The following is a 19,466-nucleotide window of genomic DNA, read 5'->3' on the forward strand; positions in this document are numbered from 1 at the left end:
GTAACAGATGGTAACTCACTATAAGCCGGCACTCACCGTGGATGGTTCACGGCGACATAAAGACGGACAGGCAAGGTCACGCCCTGCTGGAGCCGCTACCAAGTGCAAGACGGCACCAACGCAGGGGATTGCAAGTATGCCGAATGGAAGGCCGTTGGCCTTGCTTCAGGAATCGCTATTGGGTAAATCGGCGACGGAAGTATTGACCCGTGAGGCGTTGATCGCCGAGCTGGAAAATGCCGGACGCACCCTGGCGACGCCATTGCTCAGATTGACAGATGCATCGGATGAGCCCGAGCGGATCGACGCGAATGCCATCAACATGCTCGAACGCATGCGTGAGCCGCTGATGACGCTTCGATCCTGGGCGCTGGTCAATGAGCCTGATGCCGCGTTGACTATCGATCCCGCGGTACTCGAGGATTTCATTCATCTTGTCGCCATGGCTCGGAGTCTTGCGGACTTTCACGTAGCGCCGCAGCCTCAGCGATTGATGCATCTCATTGGTTTGGCTCAGGTGCGTACTCGTCTGGAAGCTCATGTCGGGCTGACGCCGGCCATCAATATGCCGCTACTAGCCAAGACGATGGGGCTGAATATCGTCGAAATATCCGCTGTATGCGGTCTCAAGCTGACGACCGTGCGTAATGCCGTCTCCCGTCGCGAAATGCCCTATGCCAAGAATGAAGGGGTGGCCCTCGACGATGTCCTGGACTGGATGGTACAGCGCAGCGGGTTTCTCTACTCCCATATCAATGCCACGACCCTCGAGCGACGCATCAACGGGCGCCTCGTCAACGAAGAGCTAAAGCGTAGCAAAGCGGTGGAGTTCGAACGCTGCATTAGCCGGTTGCGTCTTTCCCTATGGCGTATGCGAGACGGAGAGAGGCGTCTTGCACTCAATGCCGAAGGCGTGCGCAACTGCGTTCTGCTGCTGCCGGCCATTGCCCCGGAACTCATCGCGGACCTGGGGCTGGAGCAGTTGGAGGATCGAAGCGACGATCCTGCTGCCTCGATGCACCGTGAAGCACTGGGGCTGTCCTCCGGCGAAAGCTTGTGGCAGTGCCATGTGCCGACCTTGGGTGTACTGGAAACCCTGCTCGAGCGCTTGAGCCAGTGATGAAACTGCTGACTGTATGGGGGGATCAGCGAGCAATGGCGGGCCTTGTTTGCTGACGCTCCTGCCAGGCAGCGTAGGAGTACATCCCCAGGCCGATCCAGATCATCACGAAGGTCGCCAGCTGGATCGGTTTCAGCGTTTCCTCGAAGACCAGTAGGGCAATGAAGAACTGAATGGTAGGGTTGATGTACATCAGAAAGCCTATCGTCGACAGGCGCAGGCGATGGGTCGCGCCGGCAAAGGCGATCAACGGCAGAGCAGTCACCACCCCGCTGGCCATGAGCAGCAGGTTGGCGCGTCCATCGCCGATCATGAAGTGGGAATAGCCAGCGTTGATGAGCCAGAACAGCGCGATGAGCGCCACGGGCAGCAGCAGCAACGTCTCGACGAATAGTCCTGTCACGCCGTCCAGCGGTACCTGCTTACGAAACAGACCATAGGTGCCAAAAGACAGCGCCAAGCATAATGTGATCCAGGGCAGTTCGCCCAACACCACCAGTTGAATGACGATGGCCAACGTCGCCAAACCCACCGCCACGCCCTGTAGAACCCGCATGCGCTCCTTGAGTATCAGCATCCCCAGCAACACATTGACCAACGGCGTCAGAAAATAGCCAGGCTGGCCTGAAAGACATGGCGTGTTTCCACCGCATAGATATAGATGCCCCAGTTCAGCGCAATCAACACCGCACAGGCGAGCACCCGCCCCAAGCGCTGAGGATGCCTGAGCGCACCAAGCACCGGTGACCAGCGGCGCAGTGCCGTCACCAGAAGGGCCAGAAAAAGACAGGACCAGAGCACCCGATGCACGAGTATTTCCCAGGCGGGAACATTCTCGAACAGCGCAAAGAACAGCGGGAAGCAACCCCACCATAAATAGGCGAAAAGGGCGAGAAGGACGCCTTGGGTGACTTCCTTGTCAGGGTGTGCCGGCAAGCTCATGATGGATCGTCTCTATCTTCTGATTAACGCGCTAATCTAACATAGTCACTACCCCCCGTAGTCCCGATTGTCCTTCGCGATGTCTTTCACCAGAGAAAGCCGGTCCAATCGGGCTGTGCTCTTCAGCTTGTCAGCCTGCTCGGTTAGTCTTGTAATCATACACACTGACGGGATGACGCCTCGCGTATTCTAGGAGAGCAGACATGGGCGAATTGCGCACGACCCTGGTGCAGGCCGATCTGCGCTGGGAGGATCCCGAGGCCAACTGTCGTCTGCTTGATGAACAGTTGGGCAACCTCAGCGACGACAATACGGATCTGATTGTATTGCCGGAGATGTTCGCTACCGGGTTCACCATGAACTCCCGAGAGATGGCGGAACCCATGGAGCAGAGTCGCAGCGTGGCCTGGCTGCGGAATCAGGCGGTCAAGCGCCGCTGTGTCGTAACCGGCAGTATCGCGGTCACTGCCGATGGCGAATACTACAATCGCCTGGTCTGGGCGACCCCGGACGGGGAGTTGATTCACTACGACAAGCGCCATCTGTTTCGCATGGCCGGCGAGCATGAACGCTATGGCATGGGCGATAGCCGCAGGGTGGTCGAACTCAAGGGCTTTCGCATTCTGTTGACGGTCTGCTACGACCTGCGTTTTCCGGTCTGGCTACGACAGCAGCCAGCCCAAGGGGAGCATTTCGAGTACGACGCCTTGCTCTGCATTGCCAACTGGCCAGCGCCGCGCCGCCAGCCCTGGCGCACCCTGCTGCAGGCTCGGGCCATCGAAAATCTATGCTATGTCATCGGGGTGAACCGGGTGGGGGAGGACGCCAAGAGACAAGCCTATACGGGTGACTCGATGCTCGTGGACTTCAAGGGCGATCCATTGATCGACGAGCCTCGGGATCAGCCTTTCATTCGCACAGGCGCTCTCGATCGTGAGTCGCTTTCCGAGTTTCGTGATAAATTCCCGGCCTGGATGGATGCGGATCGTTTTACACTGGAGGTTTGATGCGGCTGGACAAGTTTCTCAGCGAGACCACGGATCTCTCCCGTAGCTTGGCCAAGAAGGCCCTGCATCGGGAAGAAGTCAGCGTGGATGGGCAGATTACTAAGAATCCTGCGACTCAGGTTGATGACTCGAGCGATGTGCGCTGGCAAGGAGAGTCGCTTGAACTCACCGGCCCGCGCTATTTGATGATGCACAAGCCATTGGGCATCGAATGCACGACCCGGCCCGGGCGCTACCCGATAGTGCAGGAGCTGATCGATCTACCCAATGTGGATCGGCTGCACCCCGTCGGTCGCCTGGATGTGGATACGACCGGGCTAGTGCTGCTCACGGACGACGGGCAATGGTCCCACCGCGTGACCTCACCCAAGAAGCGCTGTGCCAAGGTCTATCTGGCGACCCTTGCCGAGCCCTTGGAAGGCGAGGCCGGTGATCGAGCCATCAAGGCGTTTGCCAAGGGCGTACAACTCGATGGTGAGGACAAACCGACTCAGCCGGCAGAACTTGAGCTGCTTTCGCCACAGCAGGCGCGTCTCACGATCACGGAGGGCAAGTATCATCAGGTGCGCCGCATGTTTGCTGCCATTGGCAATCACGTGGAAGCGCTGCATCGTGAATCAATCGGCCCATTGCAACTTGATCCCGATCTCGAGCCGGGAGAGTGCCGTTTCCTGCGCCCGAACGAGATCGCTGCGTTTTAATTTATACCGTTATATTGGATCATAAGGATCCTTGTTGGAAATTCTGATTATTGTTGTGTATCCCTCTATGCTGAGAACAATCGTGTGATTCGCTGCAGTACATAAAAAAGAGGGCGCTATGGCCAAAATAAAAAAGAAACAGATCGTCACCGCGCTGCTCGAATGCCATGGTCGTACCTTTGCCCAGGAGCTTGGTATCGAGCTCAAGCGCAATACTCCCGCACCCTTGTTCAGATTACTGTGCCTTTCTTTATTGACCAGCGCGCCCTTGAGCGCGGACGCCGCCATGCAGGCCTGCATGGCCCTGGGCAAGGCGGGCTGGACGACGCCGACCAAGATGGCGAGCTCGACCTGGGAGGAGCGGGTCAGGGTGCTTAACGAGAATGGCTATGCGCGTTACGATGAGAAGACGGCTCGACAGCTCGAGGCATTGACCGACCATCTGCAAGAGGCTTACGCAGGGGATTTGCGCCAACTGCGCGAGCAGGCAGATGGCGACATCAAGAAGGCGCGACGTTTACTCAAGGAATTCAAGGGCATCGGTGGCGTTGGCGCGGATATCTTCCTACGGGAAGCGCAGCTGTGCTGGGACGAATTTCGTCCCTTTGCCGACAAGATGGCACTGAAATCGAGCGCCAAACTGAAACTCGGTGACGATGCAGAAACCCTCGCGAAACGCGTGGATTCAAATGATTTTGCGAGGCTCGTGGCGGCGCTGGTGCGCACTCAGCTGGCGAAAGATCATGACCGAGTGCTTGAAGTAGCCGCCGCCAGCTAGTCACTACTGCTGCCCAACCCCGCGGCTTCCACCAATGCCTGCGTGTATTCACTTCGGGGTGCACCCAGCACCTGTTCGCATTCGCCTTGCTCCACTATATGACCCTCTTTGAGCACCATCACCCGGTGGGCCATGGCACGCACCACCGCCAGATCGTGACTGATGAACAGATAGCTCATGCCTCGCCTGGCCTGAAGATCCCGCAGTAGTTCGACCAGCTGTTTCTGGACGGTGCGATCCAGTGCCGAAGTGGGTTCATCGAGGACCAGCAACTCAGGTTCGAGGATGATGGCCCGGGCCACAGCGATGCGTTGACGCTGGCCCCCGGAGAATTCGTGGGGGTAGCGAGCGGCGCAGTCTTCCTCCAGGCCGACTTCGCGCAGCGATGCCATCACTCGCCGCTGAATTTCACCGCGATCAAGCTCCGGATGATGAAAGCGCAGGCCTTCGCTGATGATGTCCGCCACTGGAAGTCGCGGGGACAAGGAGCCGTAAGGATCCTGGAAGACGACCTGCATCTGTCGGCGCTGACGCCTCAAGGCGTTGCCACTCATCAGGTCAAGACGTTTCCCGGCAACGTCTATTTCACCGCTGGCGGGGGTAAGGCGCAGCAGCGCCATGGCCAAGGTCGTCTTGCCGGACCCTGATTCGCCGACGATACCCAGAGTTTCCCCTTTGCGCAGATAGAGATCGAGGGGCTGAACCGCAACGAAAGGGCTTGGCCTTCGAGAGAAAAGCCGTTTGGGGCGAGAAAACTCAACCTTGAGCTGTCGGGCTTCCAGAAGGGGCGTTTGGTTGCCGATCGCCTTGGGTCTTCCCTTGGGCTCCGCGGACAACAGCAGGCGGGTATAGTCGCTGCGGGGCTGGTTGAAGACCTCGCCAACGGGGCCGGTTTCTTGAACGCGACCGCGATAAAGAACACAGACGCGATTCGCATGGCGCCGCACTAAATTGAGATCGTGGGTGATAAGCAGCATGGCCATGCCGTGACGCTTACGCAGATCATCGAGCAGAGCGAGAATCTCCTGCTGCACCGTGACATCCAGCGCCGTGGTAGGCTCATCCGCGATCAGCAATCGAGGATTGTTGGCGATGGCCATGGCGATCATCACCCGTTGGCGCTGCCCACCGGAAAGCTGATGAGGCCAGGTGTCGAGCAGCTCATCCGGGCGCGGCAGCTTGACCTGAACCAGCAGTTCGCGAACTCGCTCTCTGGCGGCTCGGCCGCTGAGCCCCTGATGCAGGCGCAGGGTTTCGCCGATCTGCTTGACGATAGTGTGCAGCGGATTCAAGGAGGTCATCGGCTCCTGGAAGATGAAGCCGACCTTATTGCCGCGAACGGTACGCCAGTCCCGCTCGTTCAGACGCGAAAGATCGCGTTCTTCCAGATACCGCTCGCCGCGTACCTCGGCGCTTTTGGGAAGTAGGTTGATGGCGCCGAAGGCACTGACGGATTTGCCGGAGCCGGACTCGCCTACCAGGGCCAGAGTTTCGCCACGACGAATCTGCAATGAGAGATCTTCGACCACCGGGGAGCCATCGAAGGCTATCGTGAAGTCCTTCAGCGAGAACACCACTTCAGCGCTCATCCACGGACTCCTTCATTGTTGAAATCCGTTCCGGCTTGGCGGTCAGCGCGGCAATGATATGGCGCGGATCGAAGGCATCCCGCAGGCCCTCACCGATGAATACCAGCAGTGACAGCATCACGCTCAGGGTGATGAAGGCAGTGATACCAAGCCAGGGTGCCTGCAGATTGTTCTTGCCTTGAGCGACCAGCTCACCTAGAGACGGTGAGCCCGGTGGCAGGCCAAAGCCGAGAAAATCAAGCGCGGTCAGGGTGGTGATGGCGCCGGTAAACAGAAATGGAATGAACGTCAGGGTGGCGACCATGGCGTTGGGCAGCACATGGCGCCACATGATCAGATAAGGGGGAAGGCCCAGGGCACGAGCGGCCCTCACATATTCGAGGTTGCGCGCCCGCAGGAACTCGGCGCGCACGATATCCACCAGCCCCAGCCAGGAAAACAGCAGCATGATGCCGAGCAGCCACCAGAGGTTGGGCTCGACCAGACTGGCGAGAATGATGAGCAAAAACAGCACCGGGAGTCCGGACCAGATTTCCGTTAAACGCTGGCCGATAAGATCCGTCTTGCCGCCAAAATACCCTTGGATGCCGCCAACGAGTACACCCAGTACCATCGATCCGATTGTCAGCACTAGTGCAAAGACCACGGAAAGCCGAAAGCCGTAGATCACTCGGGCCATCACGTCACGCCCTTGGTCGTCGGTGCCCAGCCAATGACGCGCGCTCGGGGGCGAGGGGGCGGGTTGTCTTAGACCGTGATCCAGGGTGTCGTAGGCAAACGGGATCGGCGGCCATAGCATCCAGCCCTGAGTCTCGATTTCTTCGATCACGAAGCTATCGCGATAGTCCGTGCTGGTAGGCAAAAAGCCGCCGAACTCGGTTTCGGGATAATCCACCAGCAAGGGCGTGTACCACTGTTCTTGATACTTGATCAGAAGCGGTTTGTCGTTGGCGATCAGCTCGGCGCCCAAGCTCAAGACGAACAATAACGAGAACAGCCAGAGAGCAAATCGCGCTCGGCCATTGGCGCGAAATACCGTCATCCGACGACGGGTAATCGGCGATAGGCTGGGCTTGAAGCGTGCAAGGCGCGCCATCAGGCCCCCCTCGTTTCAAAATCGATGCGGGGGTCCACCCAGACATAGGTCAAATCCGACACCAGTTTCAGGATCAGCCCGATCAGGGTGTAAAGATATAGGGTGCCGAAAATGACTGGATAGTCGCGCTGCATAACCGCCTCGAACCCCAAAAGCCCCAGACCGTCGAGAGAGAAGATCACCTCGATGAGCAGCGATCCGGTAAAGAAGATGCTGATCAGCGCCGTGGGCAAACCGGCAATGATGATCAGCATGGCGTTGCGAAACACATGGCCGTAGAGCACCTGGCGATCGCTTGCGCCCTTGGCGCGAGCGGTCAGTACGTACTGCTTGTGAATCTCGTCGAGAAAACTGTTCTTGGTCAGCATGGTCAGGGTGGCGAAGCCGCCGATCGCCGCGGCGACCACCGGCAGGGTGATGTGCCAGAAGTAGTCACCGATCTTGCCCCAGATACTCAATTCATCGAAGTAGGGGGACGTCAGCCCGCGTAGGGGAAAGAGGTCGAAATAGCTGCCGCCGGCGAACAGCACGATCAGCAGGATGGCGAATAGAAATCCCGGAATGGCATAGCGACGATGACCAATCCCGAGGTCCAGATATCGAAGCGGGAGCCATGCCGCAGCGCCTTGCGAATTCCCAGCGGAATCGAGATGAGATAGACCAGCAGGGTAGTCCACAGGCCAAGAGAGACGGATACGGGAAGGCGTTCGATCATCAGGTCGATGACGGGTCGATTACGAAAGAAGCTGGTGCCGAAGTCGAAGGTGGCATAGTCGCCAAGCATATTGAAAAACCGCGCAGGCGCAGGTTCGTCGAAGCCGAACTGTTCCTCGAGTGCCTTGATGAAGCGTTCATCGACTCCGCGGGCACCCCGGGATTCGCCACCGCTTGCGGCGGAGTCACCGCCGCCGGAGGACAGGCGGGTGCTGGCGATACTGTCGAGGCCCTGATAACGAGCAATGATCTGATCGATAGGGCCGCCGGGAGCGGCCTGCACGATAACGAAATTGAGCAGCATGATCCCCAGAAGCGTGGGGATCATCAGCAATAGGCGACGCAGAATATAGGCGGCCACTAGAGCAGATTCCTTGGGCTTGTCTTAGCTCTCAGCGCTTGCGACTACCGTGCTGACGTTGGTTGACCGCCTCAGCACGCTCGGGATCCACCCACCAGGCGTCCAGGTCGATATTGAACTCCGGGAAAGGCTCGGGATAGCCGTATTTATCCCAAAGAGCAATGCGGGTCGCGGCGAGATGATACTGAGGGATGACATAGAATCCCCAACGTAGTACGCGATCCAGCGCCTGTGCCGCCGTGTCGAGTTCCTCGCGGGAATCTGCGCGAATCAGTTTTCCTACCAGTTCGTCGATGATTGGGTTCTTAAGGCCGATGAGATTGCGGCTTTGAGGCTGATCCGCAAAATCACTGGTCCAGAATTCGCGCTGCTCGTTGCCGGGGTTGGCGGACTGGGGAAAGCTGCCCACGATCATATCGAAGTCGAAGCCGCGCAAACGATTGAGATATTGATTGACGTCGACGATACGAATCTTGCTCTTGATACCGATGCGTTCGAAATTGCGTATCAGCGGCTGGACGATACGTTCGAACTGGGCATCATATAGCAAAATCTCCAGCGTGAAGGGCTGCCCGCTCTCTCGCTTGATCAGTTGGCCGTTTTGTACCTCATAACCGGCGTCCCGCAGCAGGCCCAGGGCCTTGCGCAGGCGTGGACGAACGTCGTCGGGCTGCTCCATAGGCAGTGCTTCGTCGAAGACACGTTCAGAAAGCTGATCGCGATGAGGTTCGAGCAATGCAAGCTCGGCGCCACTGGGCTCACCCTTGGCCGCCATCTCCGAGTTCTCGAAGTAGCTGTGAGTTCGCTCGTAGGCACCGTAAAACAAGTTATCGTTCAGCCAGGGGAAATCGAAGGCAAGGTTCAATGCCTCACGTACTCGGACGTCCTTGAACTTGTCCCGGCGCAGATTCATCACGAAGGCCTGCATGCCCGCGGGCTGCCCGTCAGGTATTTCCAGCTTCTTGACGAAACCTTGCTTCAGGGCAGGGAAGTCATAGGCGGTGGCCCAATTGCGGGCGCTTGATTCGATCCGCATATCAAGGTTGCCTGCCTTGAATGCTTCCAATGCCACGGTTTGGTCACGGTAATAATCGAAGATGAGTCGATCGATGTTATGGCGACCCCGGTTGACCGGAAGATTCTCGCCCCAGTAGTCCTCGACCCGCTCATAAACGATGCGTCGTCCCGGCTCCACCTTGGCAATACGATAAGGGCCTGATCCCAGCAGAGAATCGAGAGTCGGCGTATTGAAGTCACGGCCTTTCCAGAAATGTTCCGGCAGGATCGGCAGCTGGCCAAGAATCAGCGGCAATTCCCGAGAATTGTTCGGGCTGAATTCGAAACGAACGGTATCGTCATCCAGGCGTTGTGCCGAGGTCACGTCCGCATAGTAGGCGGCGTAGAAAGGCTGCCCTTCATCACGCAACAGGCGAAAGCTGAATACCACATCTTCCGCGGTCACCGGCTCGCCGTCGTGAAATCTTGCCTTCGGATTCAGATCGAACTCCATCCAGCGGCGATCCGGGTCCAGGCGCACCCCCTGGGCGAGAAGCCCGTACATGCTGAAGGGTTCGTCGGGATTGTTCACCATCAGGGTGTCATAAATCTGAGCAAGACCGTTTGCAGGCGTGCCGGTGACGATGAAGGGGTTGGTGGAATCGAAACTGCCGATGGCATCGCGAGTGAGCTCGCCCCCTTTAGGAGCATCGGGGTTGACGTAGGGGAAATGAGTGAAGTCACCTGGAAGCGTCGGCTCGTCGTACATGGCGAGACCTTGCACGGTAGGCACTTTGTCGGCGGTTACGGCAAACGCAAATCCAGAAAATGACATGACCGCAGCGGCGAGAATGGCCTTACCCATGCGTAACATCGATGCTCCTTTCTCATTTACCCGGCGCGGATCGTTGCATCGGGTCACTATGCGTAAAGTGTCAGCCGCGGACGCAGTTGTAAATACCGCTGCGCGTTCAGCGCCTAGAGCTTAGGCAATTCGTCGTGACCGGTGGCTCCAACGATCAACCAAAAGCGGCAAGGCTACCGCCGAACCAGAGTGTTCTGATGTTCTCTCGTGCCACCTTGTGCCGGTATGTTCAGTACTTGACCAACATGGATGACATCACTGTGCAAACCGTTGTAACGGCGCAGTTCACTGACTGAAACAGCGTAGTGGGCGGCCAAGGCGGATAGCGAATCACCTCGACGTACCTGATAGCGATCGCCTTGGGCAAAGGCTTCCTGACGCTTGGCTAGCATGGCGACCAGGGTATTCTTGAACCTGTGTGGAACCAATAGCTCTGGTGCTCGAGAAGGCAGCGTGGTTTTCTGCAACAGGGCCGGGTTGAGATATTCCAGGCGCGTGCGACTGATACCGGCCATCTGTGCGACGTGAGCCAGATCCAGGCGACCTGCGATCGGTACCCGGGCGAAAGCCGGCTGATCGGGAATGCTGGGCAAGGCAATGTCATAGCGATCGGGATTGGCGATCATGCGGGAAAGGGCCAGAAGCTTGGGAACATAGTTCATGGTCTGACGTGGCAGCTTCAGGCTCCAGTAATCCCCGGGTTTGCCCGCGGCAATCGCGCCACGCCGTGCTCGATTGACCGTACCGGCGCCGGCATTGTAGGCCGCCAGGGAAAGCTCGATATCACCTCTATACCATTGATCCGCCTGCTGCTGAATATAGTTCAGGGCCGCCTTGGTGGAGGCAATGACATCGAGGCGGCCGTCATAGGCTCTGTCGCGACGCAGGCCAAGTGCATCACCCGTGCCCGGCATGAACTGCCACATGCCGGTCGCGCCGCCGGCATGCCGGGCGGTTGGATCATAGGCGCTTTCGATAAAGGGTAGTAGAGCGATTTCACCCGGCATGTCGCGCCGCTCGAGCTCACTGACGACCCAATACAGCCAGGGCCGCGCTCGTTCGGCGATCGTGGTGATATTGCCGGGGTAGCGGCGATAATAGTCAATCCATTTTTGTACGCGTGGTTCCTGGGCGTCGATCTCCCATTGGAAGTTATCGCGCATGCGAGTCCAGATATCGCCTTGAGCAAAGGGTTGCAGCATCAATGCATCCCAGAAAGGCGCCGAGACCGGTGCCGTCGCGGGTAAAGCGCTGGTTTGGGCATTCGCTGAAACGCTTAGCGTAAGAAGAAGCCCTCCTGCCAGATGACGAATCCGGCGGCGTGACGGGTACTGATTCATTTAACGTTGATCCTCGCTGGCGCGCAGAGTGGCGTCCTAGCTACTTTAAAAATTGTCTTTCCAGGCACGCAGTGTCGCGAACGTACTCTCGATTGAATCGGTGGGCCCATGGGCACCCACCGTGGCACGCAGCTGTTCGTTATCGACCCGTAAAAACGGATTGATCTGACGTTCGCGGCCAATCGTGCTGGGTAGTGTCGGTCGATCCAGATCTCGCACACGCTGACATTCCTTCATCAAACGATCCCGAACCTTATTATCCGGTTCTGCGGCCTGAGCAAAGCGAAGATTAGCGAGGGTATATTCATGTGCTGCAAATACCAGCGTCTCTTCCGATAAGGCTGCGAGCCGGGATAGCGACGCATGCATTTGCTCAGGCGTGCCCTCGAACAAGCGGCCACAGCCGCCACAGAACAAAGTGTCGCCGCAAAACAACAAGGATGGCGTCCCTGGAGCGAGAAAGGCAATGTGGTCCAGGGTGTGGCCCGGCACCGTCATGACATCGAACCGACGGCCAAGAACGCGAAAATCGTCACCGTCGCCTACGCGCTCTTGAACTTCTTCGATTCGAGGATTGTGCGGACCGATGACCCGCGGCGAGTAGCGTTTTGTGAGTTCGGGTAGCCCACCGGTATGATCGTGATGATGATGGGTGATCAAGATCGTGGAAAGGTTGAGGTTTTCCCGCTCGAGATACTGTATTACCGGCTGAGCGTCTCCAGGATCCACTACCGCCACATCCGTGGTGGAGTCTTGACGCAATAGCCATATATAGTTGTCACTAAAGGCGGGAATCGGTATCACGCTCAGCATGAAGGTTTTACCTCGGTCCGGTTGTCCACGCCCGCTTGGCGCACCACTATCTGGGCTGACGGGGAGATAGACTACACAAAAATGTGCCTAACATGGGGGCGCAAGCGTTCTGTGTCAAATTCTAATATGACGATATCCTTAGCTCAACTGGTACGTCGAGGGCGCCTTTACTGGTCGTCTGCAGCCGGTCGTGCCCATTGGCAAGCAGAGCGCGCCTGCATCGGACCGGTGTGTGAACGTTTGTTTGGCGCCCATGGTCTGCACCTGGGGATGGCGCCGCCCTTGACGGACATGTGTCCCATTCGACACACCCTGACCTGGTCGCCGACCCAGGAGCTGGCGGAGAGCAAGGCCTGCCTGGTATGTGATCCGATTCGCTTGCCCTTGCCAGACGACAGCCTCTCCTTGGTGGTATTGCATCACATGCTGGAAGTCGCGCCCGAGCCCCACCGGCTGCTGCAGGAAGCGACTCGTGTCATGGCAGACAATGGGCGCCTGATCATTTTTGGCTGGTTTCCGTTGGGTCTTGAAGGAATGCATCGAATATGGCCGCGCAGTCGTACGGGCATGCCACGCTGCGGACGATGGCGAACCCCTGGGCGGCTCAATGATTGGCTTGCATTTGTCGACTTTGAAATCGAACGAGTAGACTACTGTGGCTTTCGTTTGCCGGGCAGACCGCCGGGCAACGCCAAGCTCGAATCTTTCGGGCGGCGTTACAATTTACCGCTCAGTGACGCCTATATGATTCGTGCCCGGCCCAAGACCCAGCAGGCGCAAATCATCAAACCACGACTGGCCACGCCGGCCATGGGGCGGCCGCTACTGGGCAATTCACCCCGGGTGACAACCGAACAGGAACACAAGCAGGTGAGCGAGGTTGACTGACATAGCATTAGCCAAGGTAGAGATTCATACGGATGGTGCCTGTCGCGGCAACCCGGGTCCGGGTGGCTGGGGGGCGCTGCTCAAGGCAGGGCGCCATGAGAAGACCCTCAACGGCTTCGAGGCCACGACCACCAACAATCGCATGGAGCTGATGGCGGCGATCATGGCATTGCGAGAACTCAAGCGCCCCTGTCAGGTGGAGTTGCACACGGACTCCCAGTATCTGCGCAAGGGCATCACCGAATGGATACGTGGTTGGCAAAAGCGCGGCTGGAAGACCGCTGCCAAGCAGCCGGTCAAGAATGCCGAGCTGTGGCGCGAACTGCTCGCCGAGAGTCAGCGCCATGAGGTGCGCTGGCACTGGGTGAAGGGACATAGCGGCGATCCCGGCAACGAATGCGCCGATGCCCTGGCCAATGCGGCCATCGATGCGGCGATGTGTCCACAGAATTGAGACGATATCGCTTCTTGCCACTTCAAACGTCAATATTCATAGCACATTCAGCGAGAGAGTAATGCGCCAGATCGTTCTGGATACCGAGACCACCGGTATCGATCCCAAGGAAGGTCATCGACTCATCGAGATCGGTGCCGTCGAGATGATCAATCGCCGTTTGACCGGCAACACCTATCACCAGTACATCAACCCAGAACGCGAGATCGAAGCGGAAGCCATTGGCATTCACGGCATCACTAACGAGCGCATCGCGGATGAGCCCAGGTTCGCCGAGGTGGCGGATGACTTCTGGACCTTCATTCAAGGGGCGGAGTTGATCATTCATAACGCCGCCTTCGATGTTGGCTTCATCGATCATGAGTTTGGCAAGCTGCAGGTCAGCCGCGGCGAGCCTCGATTGGGGCCGGTGGCGGACCACTGCGCCATTCTCGACACTCTCAAGCTTGCCCGGGACAAGCATCCGGGGCAGCGCAACAGCTTGGATGCGCTGTGCAAGCGCTATGAAATCGACAACGGGCACCGGGTGCTGCACGGGGCGTTGCTCGATGCGGAAATACTGGCGGATGTGTACCTGGCGATGACCGGGGGGCAGACGGCGCTGCTGCTGGATGCGGATGCCCAGGCGGGAGCGACGAGCGGCGGTACCAGCGGCATTCGGCGTGTATCCGATGAACGCCCAAGACTCACGGTGACACGACCGAGTGAAGCGGAGCTCAAAGCGCATCATGCCAAGCTGTCACGCATACGCGAGGGCGCCGGTGAGTGTGCCTGGGATGCCTTGGCGGGTTGGGAGGCATCCGAGCCCGATCATGCACCTTCCTTATCGGTGGAATCCTGATGTTTCGACGTGACTTCCCGCCTGATGATCAGCGGGGTGGCCTGCTGATTCGCATTGGCGATCGCAGTACCATTGCTCCTGCCGCTGTTTCGGGGCCTGCGGAAGAAGACGATGTGCTGGCAGATGTCGATATCTGGCCACCCACGGCGCAGCCATTGGCTTTTGGGATGATCAGCCTGTAGCGGTGGTTCATGAACCTGAGGCAACACAATGGCCGACCGCAAGAGAGTGGCTGGCCCAGCTGTCCGAGTCGAAATTTGCCTTGATTTCGACGGCGCTGGAGGTGGTGGCCTGGCAGCGGGATCATCGCTTTTGTGGACGCTGCGGCCACGCCGCCGAGCGCATCGGCGGTGAGTTTGCCATGCAGTGCCCCCACTGTGGGCATCGCAACTATCCGCGTATCTCGCCTTGTATCATCACGTTGGTGACCTGTGGCGAGGATTTGCTGCTGGCTCGCAGCCCCCGCTTTCCGCCCGGACGTTACTCGACTCTTGCAGGGTTCATAGAGCCTGGCGAAACCGCCGAGGATGCGGTGCATCGTGAAATATACGAAGAGGTAGGGTTGACGGTGCGCAACCTCAGCTACTATCGCAGCCAGGCCTGGCCGTTTCCTCATTCATTGATGCTGGGATTCTTTGCCGAAGCGGCCACCCGCCGCATTCGTATCGATGGTGTCGAGATTGCCGACGCGGCATGGTACACGCCGCGTCGATTGCCGCAATTGCCACCGCCCTATTCGATTTCCCGGGCGTTGATCGAGGCACATCTCAAGCGTTATTCCTGAGGAGGTTATTCCTTTGGGAAAAGCGTGCTGAGCTTGGTGGCCAGCATCAGATTGCCGGTAGCTTTCAACTTGCCGGACATGAAGGCATGCATGCCGTCGATCTCACCGCTCATGATGCCCTTTAGCGTGGCGCTGTCTGCTGCCAGGGTAACGGAAGGATCGTCATGTTCACCGTTGTGAACGCCTAAGGTGCCGTCCTGCACGTGAAGATAATAATCCTCGCCGTCGGTGACATTGAACTGGAATATGTCGTCCATGCCCTGAGCCGCTTGAGGATTGAAGCGGTTTTTCAGGCGATCCAGGGTAGCGCTGTTATCGGTCATCAAAAATTCTCGTGTCATGAACTGAAAGGGGAACGCGAATGTGTGGCAAACGGTCAGTCTACGTCAAGGGATGACCTGTGAGCGTCCATCAATTATTCATGGCTCAAATGCATGGCATCTCGGGTATTGAATGCAAGAAATTAAAAAACGGAGAAGGCCTCAGTGAAAGAATGGCTAGCGGAATACGGCATGTTTTTGGCGCAGGTGGTCACTTTGGCCCTGATCGTTGCAGTGTTGATTGCATTGATTGGCAAGGCTCGGGGGCGCGAGGATCATAGTCGCCTGAGAATTGAAGAGCTCAACAAGCGATTGCGCGGCCGCCAGCGCCGTTTGCGCCTGTCCGGTATGGATCGTAAACATCGCAAGATGGCCCTGAAACGCTTCAAGAAAGAGGATAAAAACGAGGTTCGCACCTCCCCAGATAGCGAAGACGAGCATCAGAAACAGACGGTCTGGGTACTGGATTTCAAGGGGGATATCAAGGCGTCTGCGACCCCGCAGTTCAGTGAAGAGATCTCTGCGCTGCTCGGGGTGGTGAGCGAGAGTGACGAAGTCGTCTTGCGTCTCGAATCCCCAGGTGGACTGGTACACGCCTATGGTTTGGCGGCAGCGCAGCTCGATCGTCTGCGTGAAGCCAACGTGACCACGACGGTGTGCGTCGACAAGGTGGCGGCAAGCGGCGGCTATCTCATGGCCTGCTGTGCCGATCGCATACGGGCCGCTCCCTTCGCCGTGCTTGGTTCTATCGGCGTGGTGGCCCAATTGCCCAACATTCATCGCCTGCTCAAGAAAAACGATATCGATGTCGAGCTACTTACCGCGGGGCGCTACAAGCGCACCTTGACGGTGCTGGGAGAGAATACCGAAGAGGGTCGGGAAAAGTTCCTGGACGATCTGGAAAACACTCATGAGCTTTTCAAGCACTATGTTGGCGAGCGGCGCCCCCAACTCGATATCGAAGCCGTGGCAACCGGCGAAATATGGTATGGCAGCGAAGCGGTAAAAAATGGCCTGATTGATGAAGTAGGCACCAGCGAGGCGTATCTACTCGAGCGGATGACCCAGGCGCGAGTGATGACCGTGGCACTCGAGAAGAAACGCGGCCTGGCCGAACGTATGGGGTTGGCGGCCTCGATGGGAGTTGAGCATGGGCTACAGCGTGTCTATGAAGCGCTCGAAGCCGGCGGATGGCAGCGGCGCTGAACGTCCACTTCCTGTTAGCGGCATCGAGGAACAGCCGTTAGGCGTAGAGCTTGGCCAGCGTATCCACTACGGTGCGTGCCTCATCGCCCTGTAATGAATAGTAGATCGTTTGGGAGGAGCGCCGGGTATTGACCAGTCCTTCACGCCGAAGAATGGCTAGGTGCTGGGATAGCGCAGATTGACTCAAGGCCAGGCGTGAATTCAGTTCAGAAACTGATAGCTCCGTTTCATCAAGTAGGCACAGTATGCGCAGACGATTTTCGTTTGCCATGGCCTTGAGAAGATTGGTGGCATCGACAACGCTGCCATCGCCTTTTTCGAGCAATTGTGTCGCAGGCTGACGAGTGCTCATGTTGCATCTCCCGGGAACGTCTAGCAGTGATGACGCCCTATCTTGACTGGACGCTGGTTTGGCGAATAACAACCACATTACTCTCTTCCTGATTTAGCAAATCTTCAACAACTTCATGATACTTATTCAAACGTATATTTAACGGTAAAACCCAAATGCCGCCGGTGCTGGACACTCGGTAGACCAGCTGATTGTCGACAATAAGAAGATGTTTTAGTCACAAAGACTCATTTATTACTTTTCAACAGGAGTAGTTAGCCGATGGTATGAGTGGAAAGCGCCATGACATCGCCTAGAGTGTCAACAATCGATGGTTTGGGATCGATAGTACCTTGAACCTTGGCGTTGATCCTTCGACACGTTCTTCCTTGATGAGGCGAGCTTTCCATGAGTACCTACCAGTCCGAGTTTCAACAATCGATTCAACATCCCGAGGCGTTTTGGGCAGAACAGGCTCAACGTATTCCCTGGTTCAAATCGCCCCAGACCATTCTGAGTTACGACGAACAGGATCACGCCCGTTGGTATGATGATGGCGAGTTGAACATCTGTCATGTCGCACTGGATCATCATGTTGACTCGGGGCGGGGTGATCAGCCGGCGATCTTCTGGGATTCACCCGTGTCCGGGCAGCGTCGGCAGTACAGCTATCGTGAGCTACGCGACCAGGTGGCGACCTTTGCCGGGGCTTTGGCAGGGTTGGGCGTGGAAAAGGGCGACCGGGTGGTCATCTACATGCCCATGGTGCCCGAGGCGCTGATAGCAATGTATGCTTGCGCGCGCCTGGGAGCGATTCACTCTGTGGTATTCGGCGGCTTTGCCCCTCATGAGCTGGCAATGCGCATCGAAGACGCAGAGCCCAAGGTGGTGGTGGCCGCGTCCTGTGGCATCGAAGTCGATACGGTCATTCCTTACAAGCCTATCGTCGACAAAGCCATCGCCGATAGCGCTTACAAGCCCTCGGCCTGTGTCATCCTCCAGCGCGAGCAGGCTCAGGCCGATCTGGGCGATATCGATCATGACTGGCAGGCGCTGATGAAAAACGCCACGCCAGCGGACTGCGTACCGGTCAAGGGCACCGACCCGCTTTATATCCTTTACACCTCCGGCACGACCGGAAAGCCAAAGGGGGTGGTGCGCGATCATGGCGGCTACGCGGTGGCGCTGCATTACTCCATGGAACGCATTTATGGAATGGCGCCAGGCGATGTCTTCTTTTCAGCCTCGGACGTCGGCTGGGTGGTGGGGCATTCCTACATCGTCTATGCGCCCTTGATTCTGGGATGCACCACCGTCGTTTACGAAGGCAAGCCGGTCCGAACGCCAGACGCCGGGGCGTTCTGGCGTCTGATTTCCGAGTATGGCGTCAAGGCATTCTTTACCGCCCCGACCGCCTTTCGTGCGGTCAAGAAAGAAGACCCGGACGGCAAATGGCTGGAAAAGTACGATATTTCCTGTCTCAAGACGTTGTTTCTTGCCGGTGAACGGCTCGATCCGCCGACCTTTCACTGGCTCGATGATCTGATTGACGTGCCGGTGATCGATCACTGGTGGCAGACCGAGACCGGCTGGGCCATTGCCGCCAATCTGCAGGGGCTTGAGCCCATGCCGGTCAAGCCCGGTTCCGCGACGGTACCGGTGCCGGGCTATGACGTGCAGGTGATCAATCGTCAGGGAGAACCCGCGGCAGCTCATGAGCAGGGCAGTATCGTCATACGCCAGCCCCTGCCGCCGGGGTGCCTTGCGGGTATCTGGCGTAACCCAAAACGCTTTCATCAGCCTACATGGCGGCGATCCCGGGTTGTTATCTGACCGGTGATGGTGGCTACTTCGATGAAGAGGGCTATCTGTTCATCATGGGGCGTACCGATGATGTCATCAACGTGGCGGGCCATCGTCTATCCACCGGTGAGATGGAAGAGGTGCTGGGGTCTCATGCGGCAGTGGCGGAGTGTGCCGTGATCGGTATTCTCGACGATCTGAAAGGCCAGGTGCCCCTGGGGCTGGTGATTCCCAAGGATGGCTTCGATGGTGATACGCAAGCCCTTGAAAAGGAGTTGATCGCCCTGGTTCGCGCTCAGATCGGCGCGGTGGCGTCCTTGAAACAGGTGCTGGTGGTATCGCGTCTGCCCAAGACCCGTTCCGGCAAGATACTGCGAAAGCTTTTGCGCACCATCGCTGATGGCAAGGAGTTCGGCATGCCGTCCACCATCGATGATCCCACCAGCCTGCAGGAAGTGCACGAACACATGGTGGATAGAGAAGTGGGGGCCGCGCATCAGTCAAAACAGGTTTAGTC

The 19,466-nt window shown here is 57.8% G+C and carries 15 protein-coding genes and 4 pseudogenes; 10 read left to right on the forward strand and 9 right to left on the reverse strand.

All coding sequences use genetic code 11. The features are described 5' to 3' along the window. The first annotated feature begins 154 nt into the window (after positions 1-154). The gene (locus tag CH74_RS11135; RefSeq protein WP_048307533.1) at positions 155-1,120 is read left to right on the forward strand and encodes a hypothetical protein; all 966 of its coding nucleotides are present in this window, start codon (positions 155-157) and stop codon (positions 1,118-1,120) included. A 25-nt stretch (positions 1,121-1,145) separates the two neighbouring features. Here CH74_RS11135 and rarD read toward each other — a convergent pair. After that, a pseudogene (gene rarD, locus CH74_RS11140) lies at positions 1,146-2,062 on the reverse strand (EamA family transporter RarD). Between the two features lie 203 nt (positions 2,063-2,265). Between rarD and CH74_RS11145 the strand changes: the two are divergent. The 3 genes from CH74_RS11145 to CH74_RS11155 all read left to right on the forward strand — a co-directional run bounded on the left by CH74_RS11145 (position 2,266) and on the right by CH74_RS11155 (position 4,548). Beyond that, on the forward strand, positions 2,266-3,069 hold the full coding sequence (locus tag CH74_RS11145) for an amidohydrolase (RefSeq protein ID WP_048307534.1): 804 nt from the start codon (positions 2,266-2,268) through the stop codon (positions 3,067-3,069). Beyond that, positions 3,069-3,770 (forward strand): 16S rRNA pseudouridine(516) synthase RsuA, encoded by a 702-nt coding sequence (rsuA, locus tag CH74_RS11150; RefSeq protein WP_048307535.1) that lies wholly within the window; start codon positions 3,069-3,071, stop codon positions 3,768-3,770. Before CH74_RS11145 ends, rsuA begins: the two co-directional genes overlap by 1 nt. A gap of 118 nt (positions 3,771-3,888) precedes the next feature. Next, on the forward strand, positions 3,889-4,548 hold the full coding sequence (locus tag CH74_RS11155) for a hypothetical protein (RefSeq protein ID WP_048307536.1): 660 nt from the start codon (positions 3,889-3,891) through the stop codon (positions 4,546-4,548). Here the strand turns inward: CH74_RS11155 and CH74_RS11160 are convergent. From CH74_RS11160 to gloB, 6 genes and pseudogenes are all read right to left on the reverse strand, one after another. After that, on the reverse strand, positions 4,545-6,137 hold the full coding sequence (locus CH74_RS11160) for an ABC transporter ATP-binding protein (RefSeq protein WP_048307537.1): 1,593 nt from the start codon (positions 6,135-6,137) through the stop codon (positions 4,545-4,547). The genes CH74_RS11155 and CH74_RS11160 overlap by 4 nt on opposite strands. Then, positions 6,127-7,233: an ABC transporter permease gene (locus CH74_RS11165; RefSeq protein ID WP_048307539.1), complete on the reverse strand. Its 1,107-nt coding sequence runs from the start codon at positions 7,231-7,233 to the stop codon at positions 6,127-6,129. The genes CH74_RS11160 and CH74_RS11165 overlap by 11 nt, the downstream gene beginning before the upstream one ends. Further along, positions 7,233-8,308: pseudogene (locus CH74_RS11170) on the reverse strand (microcin C ABC transporter permease YejB). Before CH74_RS11170 ends, CH74_RS11165 begins: the two are co-directional and overlap by 1 nt. Before the next feature lie 31 nt (positions 8,309-8,339). After that, complete coding sequence (locus CH74_RS11175) at positions 8,340-10,178, reverse strand: extracellular solute-binding protein (protein ID WP_048307540.1); 1,839 nt, start codon at positions 10,176-10,178, stop codon at positions 8,340-8,342. Between the two features lie 164 nt (positions 10,179-10,342). Continuing rightward, positions 10,343-11,509, reverse strand: coding sequence for a transglycosylase SLT domain-containing protein (locus CH74_RS11180; RefSeq protein WP_048307542.1), 1,167 nt, complete (start codon positions 11,507-11,509; stop codon positions 10,343-10,345). Between the two features lie 45 nt (positions 11,510-11,554). Further along, positions 11,555-12,322 carry a hydroxyacylglutathione hydrolase gene (gene gloB / locus CH74_RS11185; RefSeq protein WP_048307544.1) on the reverse strand — a complete coding sequence of 256 codons (768 nt, stop codon included), beginning with the start codon at positions 12,320-12,322 and terminating at the stop codon, positions 11,555-11,557. Positions 12,323-12,448: 126 nt separating this feature from the next. Here gloB and CH74_RS11190 point away from each other — a divergent pair, with 126 nt between their 5' ends. The 4 genes and pseudogenes from CH74_RS11190 to nudC all read left to right on the forward strand — a co-directional run bounded on the left by CH74_RS11190 (position 12,449) and on the right by nudC (position 15,289). Continuing rightward, positions 12,449-13,210: a methyltransferase domain-containing protein gene (locus CH74_RS11190; RefSeq protein ID WP_082140395.1), complete on the forward strand. Its 762-nt coding sequence runs from the start codon at positions 12,449-12,451 to the stop codon at positions 13,208-13,210. Beyond that, the gene (rnhA, locus tag CH74_RS11195; RefSeq protein WP_048307547.1) at positions 13,203-13,664 is read left to right on the forward strand and encodes a ribonuclease HI; all 462 of its coding nucleotides are present in this window, start codon (positions 13,203-13,205) and stop codon (positions 13,662-13,664) included. Before CH74_RS11190 ends, rnhA begins: the two co-directional genes overlap by 8 nt. Before the next feature lie 61 nt (positions 13,665-13,725). Continuing rightward, positions 13,726-14,505 carry a DNA polymerase III subunit epsilon gene (dnaQ, locus tag CH74_RS11200; protein ID WP_048307549.1) on the forward strand — a complete coding sequence of 260 codons (780 nt, stop codon included), beginning with the start codon at positions 13,726-13,728 and terminating at the stop codon, positions 14,503-14,505. Beyond that, a pseudogene (gene nudC / locus CH74_RS11205) lies at positions 14,505-15,289 on the forward strand (NAD(+) diphosphatase). The gene dnaQ and the pseudogene nudC overlap by 1 nt, the downstream one beginning before the upstream one ends. 5 nt (positions 15,290-15,294) lie before the next feature. Here the strand turns inward: nudC and CH74_RS11210 are convergent. Beyond that, positions 15,295-15,612: an SCP2 sterol-binding domain-containing protein gene (locus CH74_RS11210; RefSeq protein WP_048307550.1), complete on the reverse strand. Its 318-nt coding sequence runs from the start codon at positions 15,610-15,612 to the stop codon at positions 15,295-15,297. 162 nt (positions 15,613-15,774) lie between these two features. On the opposite strand from CH74_RS11210, the gene sohB reads away from it, so the two are divergent. After that, on the forward strand, positions 15,775-16,815 hold the full coding sequence (gene sohB, locus CH74_RS11215) for a protease SohB (protein ID WP_048307551.1): 1,041 nt from the start codon (positions 15,775-15,777) through the stop codon (positions 16,813-16,815). 37 nt (positions 16,816-16,852) lie between these two features. On the opposite strand, the gene CH74_RS11220 is transcribed toward sohB, so the two are convergent. Next, positions 16,853-17,167, reverse strand: coding sequence for a helix-turn-helix transcriptional regulator (locus CH74_RS11220; RefSeq protein WP_048307553.1), 315 nt, complete (start codon positions 17,165-17,167; stop codon positions 16,853-16,855). Between the two features lie 387 nt (positions 17,168-17,554). Here CH74_RS11220 and CH74_RS11225 point away from each other — a divergent pair. After that, positions 17,555-19,464 (forward strand): annotated as a pseudogene (locus CH74_RS11225) (propionyl-CoA synthetase). The last annotated feature ends 2 nt before the right edge of the window (positions 19,465-19,466 follow it).

The organism is Halomonas sp. PR-M31 (genome assembly GCF_001039575.1).
Lineage (GTDB): Bacteria > Pseudomonadota > Gammaproteobacteria > Pseudomonadales > Halomonadaceae > Modicisalibacter.